The following is a 21,065-nucleotide window of genomic DNA, read 5'->3' on the forward strand; positions in this document are numbered from 1 at the left end:
GGAGCCGGCGTCGCCGGAACCTGAGCGCAACCGCACGCTCGGATGCCCTGACGCTGCGCTTGCGCGTTTGGCATTTCCGTCTATATTAGCGCCGTCCCTGATGAGGGATGCCTCAGCGCCATCGCAGTCGAAGGTGATGAGAGTGGGTCCCCGCCGGGACCCGCTCCGTTTCTGCTTATCCGGTCTCACCGGAGAGTTCGCTGCCGGGCCGCAGGGGGAGAACTGAGAGACGGATCCGCCGACCAGGTCCAATCCACCGGGTCGGCTTCGCCTCTTGCGCACTATCCGGGCGCCGGTGCCGAACCGCCGCGTGCCCACCGGCCGAGAACGGCCGCAGTTCAGCTGTCCTGGAGGGACATGACCGAGATCCAAGCCGTGCTCGACGATCCCAACGAGCCGCGCCTCATCACCGAAACCGGGGTGGCCGCCCGCGTGGCTGCCATCGCCTCTGGCGTGCTCGGCGCGCTCGGCTACCGACTGGTGCGCGTGAAGGTGACGAACCGCGACGGCGGCACGCTGCAGATCATGGCCGAGCGTCCCGACGGCACCATGAGCATCGACGATTGCGAGGCTGCCTCGCGCGCCTTGTCTCCGGTGCTCGACGTGGAAGACCCCATCTCCAGCGCCTACCGCCTGGAAATGTCCTCCCCCGGCATCGACCGGCCGCTGGTGCGCCAGTCGGACTTCGTCCGCTGGGCCGGCCATGAGGTGAAGGTGGAGATGGCCCGTCCCGTGGACGGCCGCAAGCGCTTCCGCGGCATCCTGATCGGCGCCGAGGACGGTATCGCCGTGGTCCGCCGCCTCGATGCGCCGGCCACGGAGGAGCCCACCGTGCGCCTGCCGGTGGCCGACATCCACGACGCCAAGCTCATGCTCACCGACGCCCTCATCCGCGAGGCCCTGCGCGCCGCCAAGGCTGCCGGCCAGGCCATCGACGAGGACGCGGAAGCCTTCCTCGACGGCGAGGACGGAGAGGACGTGGAAGGCACCGGCGTGGACGCCGAGGACCAGGACGACGACGAGACCTTCGTCGAGGCCGAGGCCACCCCCCAGCCGGCGGCGCCCTACAGGGGTCCCTCGCGCAAGGACGGCGGCAACAAGCTCGTCGGCCGCAAGGCCAAGGGCAAGAAGGCTTCACCCAAGAAATCCAACGCCAAGAAGAAGGCCGGCCTGGAAACGGCCGCGTCCTCGGCCAACGCCAGCACCGTGAAGGAGACGCACTGATGGTTGCCGTCAGCGCAAACCGGCTGGAACTGCTGCAGATCGCCGATGCGGTCGCGCGGGAAAAGTCCATCGACCGCAGCATCGTGATTGCCGCCATGGAAGATGCCATCGCCAAGGCCGCGCGCTCGCGCTACGGCCAGGAGACGGACATCCACGCGGACATCAACGCCAGGACCGGCGAGCTGCGTCTGGCCCGCCACCTGCTGGTGGTGGACGAGGTGGAGAACACCGCCACCGAGATCACCCTGGACGGCGCCCGCCGCCACAATCCGGCGGCGCAGGTCGGCGACACCATCGCCGACACCCTGCCCCCGTTCGACTTCGGCCGCATCGCCGCGCAGAGCGCCAAGCAGGTGATCGTGCAGAAGGTGCGCGAGGCCGAGCGCGACCGGCAGTATGACGAATACAAGGACCGCATCGGCGATGTGGTGAACGGCCTCGTCAAGCGGGTCGAGTACGGCAACGTGGTGGTGGACCTCGGCCGTGGTGAAGGCATCCTGCGCCGCGACGAGCTTCTGCCGCGCGAGACAGTGAAGACCGGCGACCGCATCCGCGCCTACGTATACGACGTGCGCCGCGAGCCGCGCGGGCCGCAGATCTTCCTGTCGCGCACCCATCCCCAGTTCATGGCCAAGCTGTTCGCGCAGGAAGTGCCCGAGATCTACGACGGCATCGTCGAGATCAAGGCGGTGGCGCGCGATCCCGGCTCCCGCGCCAAGATTGCGGTCATCTCCCGCGACCAGTCGGTGGACCCCGTCGGCGCCTGCGTCGGCATGCGCGGCTCGCGCGTGCAGGCGGTGGTGAACGAGCTGCAGGGCGAGAAGATCGACATCATCCCCTGGAACCCGGACATCGCCACCTTCATCGTCAACGCCCTCGCCCCCGCCGAGGTGGTGAAGGTGGTGCTCGACGAAGACCGCGAGCGCATCGAGGTGGTGGTGCCCGACGCCCAGCTGTCGCTGGCCATCGGCCGTCGCGGCCAGAACGTGCGCCTCGCCACCCAGCTCACCGGCTGGGACATCGACATCATGACCGAGCAGGAGGAGAGCGAGCGGCGCCAGAAGGAATTCGCCGAGCGCACCAAGATGTTCGCCGAGGCCCTCGATCTCGATGAGATGATGGGCCAGCTGCTCACCTCCGAGGGCTTCACCTCGGTGGAGGAGATCGCCTACGTCCAGCTTCAGGAGCTTGCCTCCATCGAGGGCTTCGACGAGGACACCGCCGCCGAGCTCCAGGCTCGCGCCCTGAAGCACCTCGCCGAGGTGGAAGAGGCGCTCGACGCCCGCCGCACCGAGCTGGGCGTGGACGACGACCTGAAGACCGTGCCCGGCGTCACCTCCAAGATGCTGGTCGCGTTCGGCGAGAACGACATCAAGAGCGTCGAGGACCTGGCCGGCTGCGCCACCGACGACCTCGTCGGCTGGACCGAGCGCAAGGACGGCGAGACCGTCCGCCACGCCGGCGCCCTCGACGGCTTCGAACTGTCCCGCGAGGACGCGGAGGCCCTGGTCATGCAGGCCCGCGTCGCCGCCGGCTGGATCGAGGCAGACGAACCCGCTGCGGATGGCGATGACGCCGCCGCCGGCGAAGCCTGAGAACGGGAGATGACACACGGTGCCCGCTATGGTGGACGAGGACGAGACGGACGGGGGACTGCGCAGCCTTGCGGCGGCGCGAGCGCCCCTGTCGCGCCTGTGCCTTGCCACCCGGCGGGTCACCCCGGTCGCGGACATGCTGCGTTTCGTGATGGGGCCGGACGGCGCGATCGTCCCGGACATCACCCGTAGGCTGCCCGGCCGTGGCGCCTGGATCAGCGCCACCCGCGCCGACCTCGAGACCGCGCTGAAGCGCAAGGTCTTCGGCCGCGCCTTCAAGGGCAAGGGCACCACGGCGCCCGACCTTGCCAATCTCGTGGATACATTGCTGGAAAAGGACGCCCGCAGCGCCCTCTCCCTGGCCAACAAGGCCGGGAAGGTGGTGACGGGCACAACGAAGGTCGAGGCGGCTCTCGCCTCCGGTGACGTGCGGGTCCTCCTGCACGCCCAGGACGCACGCCCGGACGGGGTGCGCAAGCTCAAGGCCCTCACGCGCCAGGTCGAAAATGCCGGCGCCCGCCAGGTGTCCAGTGTCGATTGCTTTACCGGCATCGAATTGGACTTGGCGTTAGGGCGGTCAAATGTGGTACATGCGGCGCTGCTCGCGCATCCGACGACGGAAGGGTTTCTCGAGCGCTGCCACAAGCTCCTGCGCTGGCGGACGGGTACGTCCGACATCGAAGAGCATGGGCAGGGCGAGGGTCACGCGCATGTAACCGGTCGGATGCAAGGAACGGATACGGAATGAACGATACGAAGACCCCAGGCGACAAGACGCTGCATCCCGCCACCGGCAAGACGCTCACGCTGAAGCGCCCGGTGGAGCAGGGCATGGTGCGCCAGAGCTTCAGCCACGGCCGCTCCAAGGCGGTTGTGGTGGAGAAGGTGAAGCGCCGCGTCATCGCCCCCGGCGAAGCAGCCGGCCAGGGTACCGGGCAGGCGGCACCGGCCGCTCCGGCAGCGGCACCGGCCGCGCCGCGCCCGGCTGCGCCTGCCGCTGCTCCGTCCGCAGCGCCTGCTCCCGCGCCTGTCGCGCCCGCCCCGGCTCCGGTTGAGGCGAAGGCCCCGGCCGCCCCGGCGCCGGTGAGCGCCCCCGTGGCCCCGGCTGCGGAAGCCCCTGCCCCCAAGACTGAAGCGCCCGCGCCCGTCGAGGCGAAGGCCCCGGCAGCTCCGGTGGTCGAGGCGCCTGCGGCGCCTGCCCCCGTTGTCGCGCCGCCCGCTCCGGCGGTCGCCGAGCCGGCTCCGTCCGCCCCCACGGCGGCGGCACCGGCCGAAGCCCCCCAGGCATCTGCGCCCCAGGCCCCTGCGCCTCAGGCTGCCACGCCCAAGCCGGCCGCCCCCAGGGCTGCCGCTCCGGCTACGTCCGAGGCGAAGCCGGCTTCGTCGCGTCCCGGTTCGTCCACGGGCGGCCGCTCCGACGGTCCGCGGACCGCCGCCGGCGCATCCAGCCGTCCCGGTTCCCATTCCGGCTCCCAGGCGTCCCAGCGTCCCGGCGCCGGTGGCCCTCCCGGCCGTCCCGGCCAGCCGCCGCGCTCCGGTGGCCCCGGCGCCGACCGCCGCCCCGGCAGCACCGGCCCCTCCGGCCGTCCCGGCGCCCAGCAGCGTCCCGGCGGCTCCGGCGTGGTGCTGCGCACCCTGACCGAGGAAGAGCGCAACGCCCGCGCCAGCGCCCTTGCCGACGCCCGCGTCCGCGAAGTGGAAGAGCGGCGCATGGCGGAAGAGCGCCGCGCCGCCGAGGAAGAGGCCCGGCGCCGCGCCGAGCGCGAGCGCGTGGAGCGTGCCGAGCGCGAGGCCGCCGAGGCCCGCAAGCGCGAGGAAGAATCCCGCCGCGCCCAGGAAGACGAGAGCAAGCGCCGCGCCGAGCAGGAAGCGCGCAAGCGCTTCGGCGGCGAGGAGCAGGGCAACCGTCCGGCTGGCGCCGGCGCGAGCACCGGCGGCAACGCCGGGGCGGGTGCTGCCGCCACCACCGCACGGCCGCTGTCGCCGCGTCCGGCCGGCACCGCCGAATCCGAGGACGAGGAGCGCCGTGCCGCCCGTCGCGGCCCCGGTGCGCGCGTCGCGCCCCCGGTGAAGGTGCCCCGCGCCCCCGCCGGCCAGGAAAAGCAGCGCGGCCGCCTGACCCTCGTCACCGCCCTGTCGGGCGAGGAGGAGCGCCAGCGTTCGCTCGCGTCGTTCCGCCGCCGCACCCAGCGCATGACCGGCCACCGGGTGCAGGAGAGCAAGGAAAAGATCCTTCGCGAAGTCATCCTGCCCGAGACCATCACCATCCAGGAACTCGCCAACCGCATGTCGGAGCGGGCCGTGGACGTGATCCGGATGCTCATGAAGCAGGGCCAGATGCTGAAGATCACGGACGTGGTCGATGCGGACACCGCCCAGCTGATCGCCGAGGATCTTGGCCACACCGTGCGCCGCGTCTCGGAATCCGACGTGGAAGAGGGCCTGTTCGACACGCCCGACGCCCCGGAGACCCTGCTGCCGCGTCCGGCCGTCGTGACCATCATGGGCCACGTCGACCACGGCAAGACCTCGCTGCTGGATGCCATCCGCAAGGCCAACGTGGTCTCCGGCGAGGCCGGCGGCATCACCCAGCACATCGGCGCCTACCAGGTGACCTCGCCCTCGGGCAGCAAGATCACCTTCATCGACACCCCCGGCCACGCCGCCTTCACCGCCATGCGCGCCCGCGGCGCCAAGGTGACGGATATCGTGGTGCTGGTGGTGGCGGCCGACGACGGCGTGATGCCCCAGACCATCGAGGCCATCAATCATGCGCGCGCCGCCAAGGTGCCGCTGATCGTGGCCATCAACAAGATCGACAAGCCCGGCGCCAAGCCCGAGCGCGTGCGCTCCGAGCTGCTGCAGTATGAAGTGCAGGTGGAAACCATGGGCGGCGATACGCTCGAAGTGGAGGTCTCCGCCAAGGAGCACCTCAACCTCGACAAGCTGCTCGAGGCCATCGCGCTCCAGTCGGAACTGCTCGACCTGCGCGCCAATCCGGACCGCGCGGCCGAAGGCACCGTGGTGGAAGCCAAGCTCGACCGCGGTCGCGGCCCGGTGGCGACCGTCCTGGTGCAGCGCGGCACGCTGAAGGTCGGCGACATCGTGGTGGCCGGCGCCGAATGGGGCCGCGTGCGCGCCCTCATCTCCGACACCGGTGCCAACGTGGACACCGCCGGCCCGTCCCTGCCGGTGGAAGTGCTGGGCTTCAACGGCACCCCGGAGGCGGGCGACCGCCTCGCCGTGGTGGAGAACGAAGCCCGCGCCCGCGAGATCACCGACTACCGCCAGCGCCAGAAGCGCGAGAAGGCGGCGGCCAAGTCCGCCACCGTGCGCGGCTCGCTCGAGCAGATGATGAGCCAGGTGAAGGCCACGGGGCGGAAGGAATTCCCCCTCATCATCAAGGGCGACGTGTCCGGCTCCGTGGAAGCCATCATCGGCGCCCTGGAGAAGGTCGGCAACGACGAGGTGCAGGCCCGCATCATCCATTCCGGAGCGGGCGGCATCAACGAGAGCGACGTGACGCTGGCGGAAACCTCCGGCGCCGCGATCATCGCCTTCAACGTGCGCGCCAACAAGGAAGCGCGCGACGCGGCCGAGCGGGCGGGCATCGAGATCCGCTACTACAACATCATCTACGACCTCGTGGATGACGTGAAGAAGGCCATGAGCGGCCTGCTCGCGCCCATCAACCGCGAGACCATGCTGGGCAACGCCCTCATCAAGGAGATCTTCGCGGTCTCCAAGGTGGGCAAGGTGGCCGGCTGCCAGGTCACCGACGGCAACGTGGAACGCGGCCAGCATGTCCGCCTCATCCGCGACAACGTGGTGATCCACGAAGGCAAGCTTGCAACGCTCAACCGCTTCAAGGATGCGGTGAACGTGGTGCATGCGGGCCAGGATTGCGGCATGTCCTTCGAGAACTACCAGGACATGCGCGCGGGCGACGTGATCGAGTGCTATCGCGTCGAGGTGATCCAGCGCTCGCTGTGAGGCGGACGCGAGGTCGCCAAATCCTTCTCCCGTCACAGGGTTGAGCCCTCTCCCGCCTGCGGGGGAGGGTCGGGAGGGGGAAGGCGCATCCGCCGGCAGGACCGTCTGACGACGGTTCCGGCGGCGCCACCGCAGCCCCTCCCCTCTTCCTCATGCGCAATCCGCAAGCGGAAGAGGGCGCAAGGCGTCGGGGGCACAGAGAACCAACCGGAGCGGCACGGTCCAAACCCGTCCGCTCCCTTTTGAAGGAGAAGGTGCCCCGGCCAAGGTCCAGCCAACGCCCGGCACCCGCAAAGGCATTCTAGACCCATGAAACCTGATACACGCACGGGGGGCGGCCCCTCCCAGCGCATGCTGCGCGTGGGCGAGCTTGTCCGCCACGCGCTCGCCGACGTGCTCCAGCGCGGCGCCATCACCGATCCGGTGCTCACCGCGCACATCATCACGGTGCCCGAGGTGCGCATGTCGCCGGACCTCAAGATCGCCACCTGCTACGTCATGCCCCTCGGCGGCAAGGACATCACCCCGGTGATCAAGGCGCTGGCGGCCAATGCCCGCTACCTGCGCCTGGAGGTCGGCCGCCGCATGGAGCTGAAATCCGTGCCCGAGCTGCGCTTCCGCGAGGACACCTCGTTCGACGAGGGCGCCCGCATGGATGCCCTGCTGCGCTCGCCCAAGGTGGTGCGCGACCTCGATGACACCTCCTCGGATGACACGTCCTCGGACGCCACCACCGACACCGACAAAGAGACCGACGCCGAATGACCGCCCCCTTTGCTGCCGACGCCGCCGCCCCGATCCTCGCCGCCGAGGCCGACATTCCGCCCGCGCCCGTCGCGGCCGATGCGCAGGTCCAGCCGGACGGTGCCGAAGCCCCGCGCGCCTCCCGCGAGCAGGACAACCGTCCGCGCGCGCCCAAGCGCGACCTGGACGGCTGGGTGCTGCTGGACAAGCCCACGGGCATGACCTCCACCCAGGCGGTGGCGGTGGTGAAGCGCATTTTCGGCGCCCGCAAGGCCGGCCACGCCGGCACGCTGGACCCGCTGGCCTCCGGCTGCCTGCCCATCGCCTTCGGCGAGGCCACCAAGACCGTCCCCTACGTGATGGACGGCCGCAAGACCTACCGCTTCACGGTGCGCTTCGGCGTCGAGACCGACACCGACGACAGCGAGGGCAAGGCCGTGGTCACCTCCGACCATCGCCCGACGGACGAGGACATCGTCGCAGCGCTGGCCGCCTTCCGGGGCGAGGTCATGCAGGTGCCGCCGGCCTATTCGGCCCTCAAGATCGGCGGCGAGCGCGCCTATGACCTTGCCCGCGAGGGCGAGGAGGTGGTGCTCCAGCCCCGTCCGGTCACCATCTTCCGCATCGAGCTGGTGGAGCGCCCCGACGCCGACCATGCGGTGCTGGAGGCGGAATGCGGCAAGGGCACCTACGTGCGCGCCATCGCCCGCGACCTCGGCCGCATGCTGGATGCGCGCGGTCACGTCTCGGCCCTGCGCCGGGCCTGCGTCGGCCCGTTCCTGGAAGAGGATCTGGTGCCCCTCGACGAGATGCGCGAGCGCGCCGAGGCCGGCGAGGAAGCCCTGATGGACGCCCTCGACCCGGTGGCGCTGGCGCTGGAGGAGATCCCGCAGATCGCAGTGACCCCGCCCGACGCCCACCGCCTGCGCTGCGGGCAGAGCGTGATCCTGCGCGGGCGCGATGCGCCCATCGTGCAGGGCCATGCCGCCATCACCTGCCAGGGCGCCCTGATCGCCATCGGCGACGTGGACGCGGGCGAGATCTTCCCCCACCGCGTCTTCAACTGGGGCCAGAAGGACAAGAAGCCCCAGCGCCGCGGCAAGCGCTGAGCTGGCCCCTGCGCTAAGCGTATTCTGCGCTGAGCGTATCCTGCGCATTGCATACAATGCGGCATGCGTCTTGCGTTCCTTCCGTGGGGGCTCTCCACGGAAGGACGTTTTCATGGCGTTTCGACATTCCCTAGCCGCTGCTTTTTTCGCCGCCGTTGCACTGGCGGCCCCGGCCCGGGCTGAAAGCGTGGTCCGCTACGGCATCTCCATGGCTGACATTCCCCAGACCACGGGACAGCCTGATCGTGGGGCAGGTGCCTATCAATTCACCGGCTACACCCTCTACGACCCGCTGGTGGCGTGGGAAATGAACGTGGCCGACCGCCCCGGCAAGCTGGTGCCGGGCCTCGCCACCGAATGGAAGGTGGACCCCACCGACCAGAAGAAGTGGCTGTTCACCCTGCGCAAGGGCGTGAAGTTCCACGACGGCAGCGATTTCAACGCCGACGCGGTGGTGTGGAATCTCGACAAGGTGCTGGACGAGAAGGCGCCCCACTTCGACAAGCGCCAGTCCGCCCAGGTGAAGACCCGCCTGCCGGGCGTCGCCTCCTGGAAGAAGATCGACGATAATACCGTCGAGATCACCACCAAGGACGTAGACAGCTTCTTCCCCTACCAGATGCTGTGGTTCCTGGTCTCCAGCCCCGCCCAGTATGAGAAGCTCGGCCGCGACTGGGACAAGTTCGCCCAGAGCCCCTCCGGCACCGGGCCGTTCAAGCAGGACAAGCTGGTGCCCCGCGAGCGGCTGGAGCTGGTCAAGAACTCCGACTATTGGGACAAGACCCGCCTGCCCAAGACCGACCGCATGATCCTCATCCCCATGCCGGAGGCGCTGACCCGCACCAACGCGCTGCTCGCCGGCCAGGTGGACCTGATCGAGACCCCTGCCCCCGATGCCGTGCCCCAGCTCAAGTCGGCGGGCATGAAGATCGTCACCAATGTCACTCCGCACGTGTGGAACTACCACCTCTCGGTGCTGCCCGGCTCGCCCTGGACCGACGCGCGCCTGCGCAAGGCCCTCAACCTCGCGGTGGACCGCGACGGCGTGGTGGAGCTGATGAACGGCCTCGCCAAGCCCGCCAAGGGCCAGGTGGACGTTTCCAGCCCGTGGTTCGGCAAGCCGGACTTCGACCTCAAGTATGATCCCGAGGCCGCCAAGAAGCTGGTGAAGGAAGCCGGCTATTCCCCGGAGAAGCCGCTGAAGGCCACCTTCATCATCGCCGCCGGCGGCACCGGCCAGATGCTCTCCCTACCCATGAACGAGTTCCTGCAGGCGAGCTTCAAGGAGATCGGCGTCGACGTGGAGTTCAAGGTGGTGGAGCTGGAAGCGCTCTACACCGCCTGGCGCAAGGGGGCGAAGGACCCGATGAACGCGGGCATCACCGCCAACAACATCGCCTATGTGACCTCGGACCCGCTTTACGCCCTCATCCGCTTCTTCGACTCGCGGCAGGTGGCGCCGGTGGGCGTCAACTGGGGCTTCTATGCCAACCCCAAGGTGGACGCCCTGATCGACGAGGCCAAGCACACCTTCGACACAAAGCAGCAGGACGCGCTGCTGGCCCAGGTGCACCAGACCGTGGTGGACGACGCCGTGCTGGTGTGGGTGGTGCACGACACCAACCCGCACGCGCTCTCGCCCAAGGTGAAGAGCTTCGTGCAGGCCCAGCACTGGTTCCAGGACCTGACCACCATCGGAGTGCAGTGAGCCAGCTCCCCCTCCCCCTTCCGCGGGGGAGGGGTCCCGTTGTACCCGGCGACCCGCGTGCCCCGGCCGACTGAAGCGTCAGCGGAAGGAGAGCCGGGGCACAGCGCAAGAGTCAGCCGAAGGCGCTTCCAACTCGACCGCCAGGACTTGCAGTTGCCTGCTGCGCAGGACTCTTGCGCTGGATCCCGGCTCGGCGCTCCGGCGCCGCCGTCGCTGGGCCGGGACACAGCCGCCCGGAAACATTCCTCTGGTTTCACGGGGAAAACTGGATATAGTCCGCCGCGCGGACGGTGCCGAAAGGCGCCGCCGTCCGCGTTTTGCCTCGACCGTGCTGGACGACATCCCGGCCCGGCCGAGCGGAAGCCCGAACGGCCATCCGGCAACCCGGTGGCTCATCCCAAGGGCTTCCACCCCACTCTCGTTTGAAAGGATGGACCGATGTCGATCACAGCAGAGCGCAAGCAGGCGCTGATCAAGGATTTTGGCGCGAAGGACGGCGACACGGGTTCGCCGGAAGTGCAGGTGGCGATCCTCACCGAGCGGATCACGAACCTCACCGGTCACTTCAAGTCCCATCACAAGGACAACCATTCGCGCCGCGGGCTGCTGAAGCTCGTGTCCCAGCGCCGCAGCCTTCTCGACTATCTGAAGCGCAAGGACGAAGGGCGCTACAAGTCCCTCATCGAGCGTCTCGGCATCCGCCGCTGACGCGGTGAGAAAGACCCGCCTGGCACCGGTGGAAGACCGGGGCAGTCGGGTTCAGGAGCGGCCCGGCCCATGGAGGGCCGGCGCCGTGCGCGCCTTGCAAAGGTGTGCTTTACGCAGCGGGCATGGGGCCGGCTGCGGGTCCGCGCACGAAGGACAGGTCATGGCAGGATCGCCGGACGCAACCGTCGGAGCCTCCTCTTGAGGGAGCAGCTTCGCGCGGCGCGTCCGGCCGTCTTGCTCATGGCTTGCCTGCGTCGCGCCTGAATCAAGAAAGAACACACATGTTCGACATCCATCGCGAAGAGCTGGACTGGGGTGGCCGCACCCTCACCCTCGAGACCGGCAAGATGGCCCGCCAGGCCGACGGCTCGGTGCTCGCCACCTACGGCGACACCAAGGTGCTCGCCACCGTGGTCTCCGCCAAGGAGCCCAAGCCCGGCCAGGACTTCTTCCCCCTGACCGTGAACTACCAGGAAAAGACCTACGCCGCGGGCCGCATCCCCGGCGGCTATTTCAAGCGTGAGGGGCGTCCGAGCGAGAAGGAGACCCTGGTCTCCCGCCTCATCGACCGCCCGATCCGCCCGCTGTTCCCCGAGGGCTACAAGTGCGACACCCAGGTGGTCATCACCGTGCTGGCGCATGACCTGGAGAACGACCCCGACGTGGTCGCCCTGGTCGCCGCCTCCGCCGCCCTCACCCTGTCCGGCGTGCCCTTCATGGGCCCCGTGGGCGCCGCGCGCGTGGGCTTCATCGACAACGAGTACGTGCTCAACCCGTCCGTGGACGAGGTGAAGGAAAGCGCGCTCGAGCTCGTGGTCGCCGGCACGGGCGATGCCGTGCTCATGGTGGAATCGGAAGCGAAAGAGCTGCCCGAGGAGATCATGCTCGGCGCCGTAATGTTCGGCCACCGCCACTTCCAGCCGGTGATCGAGGCCATCATCAAGCTGGCCGAGAAGGCCGCCAAGGAGCCGCGCAACTTCCAGCCGGCCGATGTCTCCGAGGTGGAGGCCAAGGTCCGCGAGATCGCCGAGAGCGACCTGCGCTCCGCCTACAAGATCAAGCAGAAGCAGGACCGCTACGCCGCCGTCGGCGCCGCCAAGTCCAAGGTGAAGAAGTATTACGAGGAACTGGCCCTCGACGGCACCAAGGTGCCCACCGCCCAGGTGATCTCCGACGTGTTCAAGGCGCTCGAGGCCAATATCGTGCGTTGGAGCATCCTCGACGAGGGCATCCGCATCGACGGCCGCGACGTCTACACCGTGCGCCCCATCGTGTCGGAAGTGGGCATCCTGCCCCGCGCCCACGGCTCCGCCCTGTTCACCCGCGGCGAGACCCAGGCCCTCGTGGTGGCGACGCTGGGCACCGGCGAGGACGAGCAGTTCATCGACAGCCTGGAAGGCACCTACAAGGAGCACTTCCTGCTGCACTACAACTTCCCGCCCTTCTCCGTGGGCGAGACCGGCCGCATGGGCTCCCCCGGCCGCCGCGAGATCGGCCACGGCAAGCTCGCCTGGCGCGCCATCCACCCCATGCTGCCGGCCAAGCACGAGTTCCCCTACACCCTGCGCGTGGTGTCGGAGATCCTCGAGTCCAACGGCTCGTCCTCCATGGCCACCGTCTGCGGCACCTCGCTGGCGCTGATGGATGCGGGCGTGCCGCTGCGCCGCCCGGTGGCGGGCATCGCCATGGGCCTCATCCTCGAGGGTGAGAAGTTCGCCGTGCTCTCCGACATCCTCGGCGACGAGGACCACCTCGGCGACATGGACTTCAAGGTGGCCGGCACCGAGCAGGGCGTGACCTCGCTCCAGATGGACATCAAGATCGCCGGCATCACCGAGGAGATCATGAAGGTCGCCCTCACCCAGGCGAAGGACGGCCGCGTCCACATCCTCGGCGAGATGTCGAAGGCCCTCACCACCGCCCGCGCGGAACTCGGCGAGCACGCCCCGCGCATCGAGGTGATGAAGATCGCCGTGGACAAGATCCGCGAAGTGATCGGCTCCGGCGGCAAGGTGATCCGCGAGATCGTCGAGAAGACCGGCGCCAAGATCAACATCGAGGACGACGGCACCATCAAGATCGCCTCGGCCTCGGGCGACGCCATCAAGGCCGCCATCAACTGGATCAAGTCCATCGCTTCCGAGCCGGAAGTAGGCCAGATCTATGAAGGCACCGTGGTGAAGGTGGTGGACTTCGGCGCCTTCGTGAACTTCTTCGGCTCCAAGGACGGCCTCGTCCACGTGTCGCAGATGGCCAACGAGCGCGTGGCCAAGCCCTCCGACGTGGTCAAGGAAGGCGACAAGGTCAAGGTCAAGCTCATGGGCTTCGACGAGCGCGGCAAGACCCGCCTGTCCATGAAGGTGGTGGACCAGGCCACCGGCGAAGACCTGGAAGCCAAGGCCAAGGCCGAGCGCGATGCCGCCCGCGCCGCCGCCCCGGCCGCCACCGGCGACGAGGCCGGCGCTGCCGAGTGATCCTCCGGGTCACATGAGACATGGAAAGGGCGGCCGCGAGGCCGCCCTTTTTGCTTGGCGCCGCGGGACCATCGCCGTTTTCGACCGACGCGGCCCGCTTTCGGGCGCAACGGCGAATTTCGCCGCAAATGACCTATGTCAAAAAGGCAGGCCGGCGCTTGCGATAGATTGGCGAAGTTATGTTTGCCATTGCTTTGGCTATACGCTCCCCGGAGCGGGCGTGCCTTGTAATCATTTCAGTCGGAAGGTGATACTTTGGATACGGTCGAAGAATTTCTGGCCTATGCCGTCAAGCTCGAGGAAGAAGCCGCCATCCGGTTCGGCGAGCTTGCCGATGTGATGCTCAGCTGCGGAAACACGGATGTCGCAGCACTTTTCCGCCGCTTGTCCGACTATTCGCGGCTGCATCTCGCCGATGCCCGCGCGCGCGCCAAGTTCCGCGACATCCCCGATCTGAAGCCGGCCGAATTCGCGTGGCCCGACCTGGAGAGCCCGGAAACGGCGGGAATCTGGGCGGCCGATCCCTTCATCGGTCACGGACAGGCGCTTGAAATCGCGCGCGACGCCGAGGAGGCAAGCCGCCAATATTACAAGACGATTTTCGAGACGACGGCAGACCCTGAAATCCGGGCCCTCGCGAAGGAGTTCTTCGAGGAGGAATCCGAGCACGTCCAGGAGATCCACAAATGGATCGCCGCCCACGCCGCAGGAACGCGCCTTCCCGCGGAATGACGTGCCCGGGGCCGGGCGGGCCTCAGCCTTCCCGCGCCAGGAATCCCTCCGCCAGCGCCAGCGTGCCCTGCGTGTAGGCTTCCCCCATGGCCTGCGCAGTCGGCGTCTCGGCATGGGAGGCGACCCAGGCGGTGAGCAGCATCCGGCGCAGCATCACGAACACGTCGAGCGCGGCTTCCGCATCGGCGGGCAGGGGTGCGAGCGCGCGGTAGCCGTCGAGCCACGCCGCCTTCAGCTCTGGCACCACCGGCGAATGCTCGATGAAGGAGACGGCCGCGGCGAAGTCGTAGAGGAACCACGAGAAGCCGCAATCGTCGAAATCGATCAGCGTCAGCGTGTCCCCCTCCGTCAGCAGGTTGGCGAGGCGCAGGTCGGCATGGATGAGGCCGAAGCTGCCGGGCTGTGACAAGGGCCCAAGCCGGTCCTTCAGCACGCCTGCGGTGCGCTCCAGCAGCGCGCGGCCCGGCGCGTCGAGGCCCAGCGCCGCGCGGAAATCGCCCCATAGCGGGCGCGACCCCAGCATGCTCTCGAAATCCCACACCTTGCGGGTGAAGCCTTGCGGCCGGGCCCAGCGTCGCGCATGGGCATGCAGGCGCGCATGGATGGCGCCGAGATGGCCGAACCAGCGCGGCAGGCCCGCGCCCTCCTGCGGCTCGGCGCCGGGCACGAAGGCGAAGGCGGCCATGCGGCGGGGCGTGCCGCCATCGTCGATCTCGGCGAGCAGGCGCCCGTCCAGTGTCGGGATGATGCGGGGGGTGGGCACGATGTCGTCGGCCCTGAGCGCCGCGATCCAGGCCAGCTCGGAGCGGATTTCCGCCGGCGTGTGGTAGCCCGGCCGGTAGACGCGCAGCACCAGATCACCCGCGTCGGCGGTGGCGCGGAAGGTGGCATTCTCGGAAATGGAGAGCAGGCTCAGGGCCGCGTCGGGCGGCAGTCCCCACGTAGGAAGATGGGCGCGGATGATGTGCTCGATCCGCGTCAGATAGTCGGCGTCATACAGCACCCGCCCGGCCCCTCGCATTTGCGGGCGGAGCCTATAGCACGGCCGGGCGCGGATGGCGCCCGGCGACGCATCACCCATCAGCCATGCCGCAGTCCAAAACCGCCCTACCCCCGCGCGGCGCGGCGGGGGGCTTCCTCGTCCTCGGCGGGGCCTTCGAACACCGCCACCAGCGCCCGGCGGATGGTGGACTGCCGCGCCGCACCGGTGATCTTGGCACCCATGAGGTCGGTGACGTAGAACACGTCCACCGCCCGCTCGCCGAAGGTCGCCACATGGGCCGAGGCGATGTTGAGGTTCAGCCGCGACAAGGTGTTGGTCAGCGCGAACAGCAGGCCCGGCCGGTCGAGGCCGGAGACCTCCACCACCGTGTGGCGGTTGGACCAGGCGTTGTTCACCGTCACCTCGGGCTCCACCGTGAAGGTGCGGCGGCCCTTGGGGATCTTGCGGGCCATCACCTCCGGCAGGCGCACCTCGCCGGTGAGGGCCTGCTCCACCGCCTCCTGGATACGGCCGGCGCGGCGCAGTTCGTCCTCGTCGCGATCGAAGGCGCGCCGCAGGGCGATGGTGTCCAGCGCCAGCCCGTCGGTGGTGGTAGAGATGTGGGCGTCCACGATGTTCGCCCCCGCCGCCGCGCACGCGCCGGCGATGATGGACAGGAGCTTGGGATGGTCCGGCGCCACCACCGTGAGGGTGGTGATGCCGCGCCCGGCCTCCAGCGTCGCGTGGGTGGCGATGGAGCGGCCGGCGGTCTCCGCCTCGTCGATGAAGCGGGCGTGGCGCAGCTTGGTATCGAGGTCCACCCGCAGCCAGTAGGGCGGATAATGGCGTGCCACATAGGCCGCCACCTTCTCGTCCGACCAGTCGGCGAGAGAGGCGCGGAACTGGGACTGGGCGGCGGACACGCGCTTGCCCCGGTCCACTTCCGAGAAGCCGCCGGTGAGCACCGGCTCGGTCTCGTAATAAAGCGTCTTCAGCAGCTGGGCCTTCCAGCCGTTCCAGGTGCCCGGCCCCACCGCCTTGATGTCGGCCGTGGTGAGGATGGTGAGCAGCTTCATGCGTTCCAGGTTCTGCACCACGGACGCGAAATTCTCGATGGTCTTGCGGTCGGACAGGTCGCGGGACTGGGCCACCTGCGACATGACGAGGTGCTGCTCCACCAGCCACACCACGGTCTCGGTCTCCACCGGCGACAGGCCGAGGCGCGGGCAGATGCGCCGGGCGATGCGCGCCCCCGCCACCGAATGGTCTTCGGGCCGGCCCTTGGCGATATCGTGCAGCAGCAGCGCCACATAGAGCAAATTGCGGTTCTTCACCGTGCCCATGAGGTCGTTGGCGAGCCCGTTCTCCGGATTCACCTTGCGCTCGATCTCCGACAACACGCCGATGCAGCGCAACAGGTGCTCGTCCACCGTATAGTGGTGGTACATGTTGAACTGCATCATGGCGACGATCTTGCCGAACTCCGGCAGGAAGCGGCCGAGCACGCCCACCTCGTTCATGCGCCGCAGCACAGTCTCCGGCGCGTTCTTCGAGGTGACGATCTCCAGGAACAGCCGGTTGGCTTCCGGATTCTCGCGCACGCCGGCATCGATCAGCGCGAGGGAGCGGGCGGCAAGCTGGGTTGCGTCCGGATGGAGCGCGAGGTTGCGCTTGTCCGCCACCTGGAAGATGCGGATGAGGTTGACCGGGTCCCGCTTGAAGGCCTGATCGTCGATGACGTTCAGCCGGTCATGATCGAGGATGAAGTCCGGCGTCTCCTTCAGGGTGATGCGGCGTGAGCCGGCGCGGAAGCGCTCCACCATACCCTTCAGGCCCGGCACCGGCTTGTCGTGGCGCGCCTCCAGCGCGGCGGAGAGGATGGCGGTGAGGTCGCCCACATCCTTCGCCACGAGGAAATAATGCTTCATGAAGCGTTCCACGTCGCGCTGGCCGGGATGCTCGGTGTAGCCCAGGCGCTGGGCCATCTCCCGCTGCACGTCGAAGGACAGGCGGTCCTCGGCGCGGCCGGTGAGGAAGTGGAGGTGGCAACGCACCGACCACAGGAAGTCCTCGCACTTGGTGAAGAGGCGTGCCTCCTCGCGGGTGAACACGCCCTTCTGCACCAGTTCGTCGGTGGTCTGCACCCGGTAGACGTATTTGGCGATCCAGAACAGGGTGTGCAGGTCCCTGAGGCCGCCCTTGCTCTCCTTCACGTTCGGCTCGACAAGGTAGCGCGACTGGCCGGACCGGCGCAGCCGCTCCTCCCGCTCGGCCATCTTGGCGGCGACGAACTCGGCGCCGGTGCCGTCCACCACCTCTTTGTCGAAGCGCTTCTCCAGGTCCTCGAACAGGCCCTTGTCGCCGACGATGAAGCGCGCTTCCAGGATGGAGGTGCGGATGGTGAAGTCGGCGCGGGCCTGCCGCAGGCACTCGTCCACCGAGCGGGTGGCGTGGCCCACCTTCAGGCCGAGGTCCCACAGCATGTAGAGCATGGCCTCGGCCACGCTCTCGCCCCAGGCGGTCTGCTTGTAGGGGAGGAGGAACAGGATGTCGGTGTCGGAGCCCGGCGCCATCATGCCCCGGCCGTAGCCGCCCACCGCCGCCACCGCCATGCGCTCGGAGCGCGAGGGATTGTCGGCCGGATAGAGGAAGCTGGTGGCCACCTCGTGGGCGGTGGCGATCACCGCGTCCTGAAGGGCGGAGAGCCGCATGGAGCAGCAGCGCCCGCAGCCGTCCTCCCTGAGCTGGCGCTCGGCCTCGGCGCGGCCGTCGTGCAACGCCTTCTTGAGGCGGGCGACGACGGCATTGCGCAGGTCGAGATCGCGGCCCTTGTGGGCGACGGCAATCTCGCGGGCCTCGACCCGGAGCTTGCTGCCTTCGAACGGTTCGCCGATGACGCGGGAGGCTTTTGGGGAGCGGACTGTGGGCATGCTCGGCGATCTGAAGGCAGGAAGAGAACGGCAGTCTATACCTTTAGCGCAAACCCACCCGCCCCGCGAGGGGGCCGTGGGCGGGGGATCGATGGAACGCGGCAAGAGCCGATGTGGGGCAGAGGCGCGGAGCGGTGAAGCCCCTCTCCACCCGAGCCGCCGTGCTACCCCCTCTCTCGCTTGCGGGAGAGGGGCGGGGAAGGAGCGAGGCACCGGGGCAGAACACCACCCGCCGGGAGGGCGGACGCCTTCTGCCTCACCCTGCCCTGCCCGCCTCACCCTGCCCGAGCGCGGCTGGTGCCTTGTCCGACTTCGGAGCGGGAGAAGCGTCCCGAACGCGCCCGGCCGCCGCGGGCGCTCCCAAGCCGGGATATCACCGCCCGCAGGTTGCGCGCGGGAGGGGAGCGTTAACCCTCAGATCAGCCGGAGGCCTCGCGGGGGCGGCGGCCGGGGCGTTCTTTACTTCCCCGCAAGGGGCCGCCCCTAGCGTCGGCCTCACCGCGGCGCATCTGCCGCGCGGCATCGGATTTTCAAGCCATGAAGCTATTGTTCTGGCGCTTCATCAGGGAGGAAGAGGGCTCCACCGCCCTCGAATACGGGCTCATCGCCGCGGGCCTCTCCATCGCCATCGTCACCGTCCTGGTGCAGATCGCCGCCACCTTCGCCCGGCTTCAGGCGTCGTCGGCCGCGGCCGGAAACTGACGGCGCGGACAGGCGCACCCATGCGGTTGGCCGAACTCCTTCTTCTCGGGCTCTATCCCACCGCCCTATGCACCTGCATCGGAACGGATATCGCCCGCCGCATCATTCCCAATGCCGTCATCGCCGCCCTGCTGCTCGGCTTCGCGGCCCTCGCCATCCTCAGCCCCCTACCCGACCTGTCCCTGCGCCTGCTGCTGGCGGCGGCGGTCACGGCTCTGGGCTTTTCCCTATTCGCGGAACATGTGGTGGGGGCGGGCGACGCCAAGCTCGCGGGGGTCCTGATGCTATGGATGGACCCGGCGCAGCTGCCGCTGTTCGTGCTCGCCTGCGGCCTCATCGGCGGGTTCCTGACCCTCGCCGCCGTTGCGATGCGCCGTCCGGCGGAACGGCCGGACGGGATCATCGCCGTTCCCCGCCAGACCATCCCCTACGGCGTCGCCCTGGCCGGCGCCGGCCTGCTGCTGCATCCCTTCTCCAGCCTCCTCGGCACCGGCTGACCCCTCCCCGTTGCTGACGGCGACGTTGGGGCAGGCGCGCACGCTCTCCCCCCGCGTGAAGGCGATTTTGCCGCCGCGCGGGCAACGAAACCGTTGCCATATTGGCGGATCGCGCTCTACCCATTGGCCTACAGGTCCTTTCGCGCGCCGCGCCGGCGCATCCACGGCCCCGCCGGCGCGCAGGAGTTCATTCATGCTCGATTGCATTGCGCCCGCCTCGTCCCTCAGCCTTCCCGTCTGGTGCGTCACCAAGGAGACCTTCGCGTCCGCCGCCGTACCGGAAACGGCCCGCCGCTTCGCCGAGGCCGCCGGCTTCGGAGGCGAGGCCGGCAAGCTGCTGCTGGTGCCCGCCGCCGAAGGGGGACTGGCCGGCGCCCTGTTCGGCGTCGCGGCGGGGGCCCGGGCGGATGCCTTCGCCGCCGGCGCCCTGCCGGGGCTGCTGCCCGCCGGGGCCTGGCGGCTGGAAGGCGAGGTGGCGAGCCCGCGCCTTGCCGCGCTGGCGTTCGCGCTGGGCACCTACCGCTTCACCCGCTACAAGGCCGCCGCCGGTCGCGACGTGCGTCTCGTGCTGCCCGAAGGGGTGGACGCCGACGCCCTGGTGCGCACCGTCGAGGCGGTGACCCTCACCCGCGACCTCGTCAACACCCCCGCCAACGACCTCGGCCCGCCCGAGCTGGAAGACGCCGCCCGCGCGCTCGCGGCCCGCCACGGCGCCACCTTCCGCTCGGTGACGGGCGAGCGGCTGCTGGCGGAGAATTTCCCCATGATCCATGCGGTGGGCCGCGCCGCCGACCGCGCGCCGCGCCTGCTGGAGATCCGCGCCGGCGATCCCGCCCACCCCAAGGTGACGCTGGTGGGCAAGGGCGTCGCCTTCGACACCGGCGGCCTCGACCTCAAGCCCTCCTCCGCCATGCTGCTGATGAAGAAGGACATGGGCGGTGCGGCCAATGCACTGGGCCTTGCCCATCTCCTGCTGTCGCGCGGGGCCAAGGTGAACCTGCGGGTGCTGATTCCCGCCGTGGAGAATTCGGTCTCCGCCTCCGCCTTCCGGCCGGGCGACATTCTGAAGAGCCGCAAGGGCCTCTCGGTGGAAATCGGCAACACAGACGCGGAGGGCCGGCTCGTGCTCGCCGATGCCCTCGCCCTCGCCGACGAGGAGGCGCCCGACCTCGTGATCGATTTCGCTACCCTCACCGGCGCGGCGCGGGTGGCGCTGGGGCCGCAGTTGCCGGCAGCCTTCACCCAGGACGAGGACCTCGCCGCGGATCTTGCCCGCCACGCCATGGTGGAGGCCGACCCCCTGTGGCGCCTGCCCCTGTGGGCGCCCTACCAGGGCATGCTCGATTCCAAGATCGCCGACACCAACAACGTCTCCTCCGGCGGCCTCGCCGGAGCCATCACCGCCGCCCTGTTCCTGGAGAAGTTCGTGGGTGCGGCCCGCGCCTGGCTGCATCTCGACCTGTTCGCCTGGAATTCCGGCGCCCGTCCCGGACGCCCCGAGGGCGGCGAAGCCCAGACCATCCGCGCCCTGGATGCGCTGCTGGCCGAGCGCTACGGCTAGAGCGTTTTCCGTTCGCATTGGCTCACGGAAATCGCTCTAGACTCTCTGGTTGACGCGTTTTCTTCACGCGAACCGGTGCCCATTTCGCTCGAAAACGCTCTAAGGC

General features: G+C 69.1%; 15 protein-coding genes. 13 read left to right on the forward strand and 2 right to left on the reverse strand.

Translation table 11 applies throughout. From position 1 onward, the window contains the following. Window positions 1-357 precede the first annotated feature (357 nt). The 10 genes from rimP to FZ033_RS06895 all read left to right on the forward strand — a co-directional run bounded on the left by rimP (window position 358) and on the right by FZ033_RS06895 (window position 14,287). Window positions 358-1,224 (forward strand): ribosome maturation factor RimP, encoded by an 867-nt coding sequence (gene rimP, locus FZ033_RS06850; RefSeq protein WP_149575388.1) that lies wholly within the window; start codon window positions 358-360, stop codon window positions 1,222-1,224. Beyond that, entirely contained in the window at window positions 1,224-2,819 is a 1,596-nt protein-coding gene (gene nusA, locus FZ033_RS06855; protein WP_149575389.1) for a transcription termination factor NusA, read from the forward strand. The genes rimP and nusA overlap by 1 nt, the downstream gene beginning before the upstream one ends. Window positions 2,820-2,847: 28 nt before the next feature. Beyond that, window positions 2,848-3,567 carry an RNA-binding protein gene (locus FZ033_RS06860; RefSeq protein ID WP_149575390.1) on the forward strand — a complete coding sequence of 240 codons (720 nt, stop codon included), beginning with the start codon at window positions 2,848-2,850 and terminating at the stop codon, window positions 3,565-3,567. Continuing rightward, entirely contained in the window at window positions 3,564-6,812 is a 3,249-nt protein-coding gene (gene infB, locus FZ033_RS06865; RefSeq protein ID WP_149575391.1) for a translation initiation factor IF-2, read from the forward strand. The genes FZ033_RS06860 and infB overlap by 4 nt, the downstream gene beginning before the upstream one ends. A gap of 309 nt (window positions 6,813-7,121) precedes the next feature. Beyond that, window positions 7,122-7,577, forward strand: a complete 456-nt coding sequence (rbfA, locus tag FZ033_RS06870; RefSeq protein ID WP_149575392.1) for a 30S ribosome-binding factor RbfA — start codon at window positions 7,122-7,124, stop codon at window positions 7,575-7,577. Beyond that, window positions 7,574-8,665, forward strand: a complete 1,092-nt coding sequence (gene truB / locus FZ033_RS06875; protein WP_149575393.1) for a tRNA pseudouridine(55) synthase TruB — start codon at window positions 7,574-7,576, stop codon at window positions 8,663-8,665. Before rbfA ends, truB begins: the two co-directional genes overlap by 4 nt. Before the next feature lie 112 nt (window positions 8,666-8,777). Continuing rightward, window positions 8,778-10,373, forward strand: a complete 1,596-nt coding sequence (locus FZ033_RS06880; RefSeq protein ID WP_149575394.1) for an ABC transporter substrate-binding protein — start codon at window positions 8,778-8,780, stop codon at window positions 10,371-10,373. 438 nt (window positions 10,374-10,811) lie between these two features. Further along, window positions 10,812-11,081, forward strand: a complete 270-nt coding sequence (rpsO, locus tag FZ033_RS06885; RefSeq protein ID WP_149575395.1) for a 30S ribosomal protein S15 — start codon at window positions 10,812-10,814, stop codon at window positions 11,079-11,081. 281 nt (window positions 11,082-11,362) lie between these two features. Continuing rightward, complete coding sequence (pnp, locus tag FZ033_RS06890; RefSeq protein WP_149575396.1) at window positions 11,363-13,555, forward strand: polyribonucleotide nucleotidyltransferase; 2,193 nt, start codon at window positions 11,363-11,365, stop codon at window positions 13,553-13,555. Between the two features lie 255 nt (window positions 13,556-13,810). Then, complete coding sequence (locus FZ033_RS06895; protein ID WP_149575397.1) at window positions 13,811-14,287, forward strand: ferritin-like domain-containing protein; 477 nt, start codon at window positions 13,811-13,813, stop codon at window positions 14,285-14,287. Window positions 14,288-14,309: 22 nt separating this feature from the next. On the opposite strand, the gene FZ033_RS06900 is transcribed toward FZ033_RS06895, so the two are convergent. Both FZ033_RS06900 and FZ033_RS06905 read right to left on the reverse strand, forming a co-directional pair. Beyond that, window positions 14,310-15,290 (reverse strand): phosphotransferase enzyme family protein, encoded by a 981-nt coding sequence (locus FZ033_RS06900; RefSeq protein ID WP_232847356.1) that lies wholly within the window; start codon window positions 15,288-15,290, stop codon window positions 14,310-14,312. Window positions 15,291-15,394: 104 nt separating this feature from the next. Beyond that, entirely contained in the window at window positions 15,395-18,199 is a 2,805-nt protein-coding gene (locus FZ033_RS06905) for a [protein-PII] uridylyltransferase (protein WP_149575399.1), read from the reverse strand. A gap of 537 nt (window positions 18,200-18,736) precedes the next feature. Between FZ033_RS06905 and FZ033_RS06910 the strand changes: the two genes are divergently transcribed. The 3 genes from FZ033_RS06910 to FZ033_RS06920 all read left to right on the forward strand — a co-directional run bounded on the left by FZ033_RS06910 (window position 18,737) and on the right by FZ033_RS06920 (window position 20,959). Then, a complete protein-coding gene (locus FZ033_RS06910) occupies window positions 18,737-18,901 on the forward strand; it encodes a Flp family type IVb pilin (RefSeq protein WP_011995941.1) in 165 nt (54 codons plus the stop codon). A 20-nt stretch (window positions 18,902-18,921) separates the two neighbouring features. Next, entirely contained in the window at window positions 18,922-19,398 is a 477-nt protein-coding gene (locus FZ033_RS06915; RefSeq protein ID WP_149575400.1) for an A24 family peptidase, read from the forward strand. A gap of 193 nt (window positions 19,399-19,591) precedes the next feature. After that, window positions 19,592-20,959, forward strand: coding sequence for a leucyl aminopeptidase family protein (locus FZ033_RS06920; protein WP_149575401.1), 1,368 nt, complete (start codon window positions 19,592-19,594; stop codon window positions 20,957-20,959). Window positions 20,960-21,065: the final 106 nt, after the last annotated feature.

It is taken from the genome of Xanthobacter oligotrophicus (assembly GCF_008364685.1).
Classification (GTDB): Bacteria; Pseudomonadota; Alphaproteobacteria; order Rhizobiales; family Xanthobacteraceae; genus Xanthobacter; species Xanthobacter oligotrophicus.

Excerpts from the sequence above, each read along its gene's own strand:
- truB (WP_149575393.1), top strand. The coding sequence starts at position 7,574 with ATGACCGCCCCCTTTGCTGCCGACGCCGCCGCCCCGATCCTCGCCGCC.
- nusA (WP_149575389.1), top strand. The coding sequence starts at position 1,224 with ATGGTTGCCGTCAGCGCAAACCGGCTGGAACTGCTGCAGATCGCCGAT.
- rbfA (WP_149575392.1), top strand. The coding sequence starts at position 7,122 with ATGAAACCTGATACACGCACGGGGGGCGGCCCCTCCCAGCGCATGCTG.
- FZ033_RS06910 (WP_011995941.1), top strand. The coding sequence starts at position 18,737 with ATGAAGCTATTGTTCTGGCGCTTCATCAGGGAGGAAGAGGGCTCCACC.
- FZ033_RS06880 (WP_149575394.1), top strand. The coding sequence starts at position 8,778 with ATGGCGTTTCGACATTCCCTAGCCGCTGCTTTTTTCGCCGCCGTTGCA.
- FZ033_RS06920 (WP_149575401.1), top strand. The coding sequence starts at position 19,592 with ATGCTCGATTGCATTGCGCCCGCCTCGTCCCTCAGCCTTCCCGTCTGG.
- FZ033_RS06860 (WP_149575390.1), top strand. The coding sequence starts at position 2,848 with ATGGTGGACGAGGACGAGACGGACGGGGGACTGCGCAGCCTTGCGGCG.
- rimP (WP_149575388.1), top strand. The coding sequence starts at position 358 with ATGACCGAGATCCAAGCCGTGCTCGACGATCCCAACGAGCCGCGCCTC.
- FZ033_RS06915 (WP_149575400.1), top strand. The coding sequence starts at position 18,922 with ATGCGGTTGGCCGAACTCCTTCTTCTCGGGCTCTATCCCACCGCCCTA.
- FZ033_RS06905 (WP_149575399.1), bottom strand. The coding sequence starts at position 18,199 with ATGCCCACAGTCCGCTCCCCAAAAGCCTCCCGCGTCATCGGCGAACCG.
- pnp (WP_149575396.1), top strand. The coding sequence starts at position 11,363 with ATGTTCGACATCCATCGCGAAGAGCTGGACTGGGGTGGCCGCACCCTC.
- infB (WP_149575391.1), top strand. The coding sequence starts at position 3,564 with ATGAACGATACGAAGACCCCAGGCGACAAGACGCTGCATCCCGCCACC.
- rpsO (WP_149575395.1), top strand. The coding sequence starts at position 10,812 with ATGTCGATCACAGCAGAGCGCAAGCAGGCGCTGATCAAGGATTTTGGC.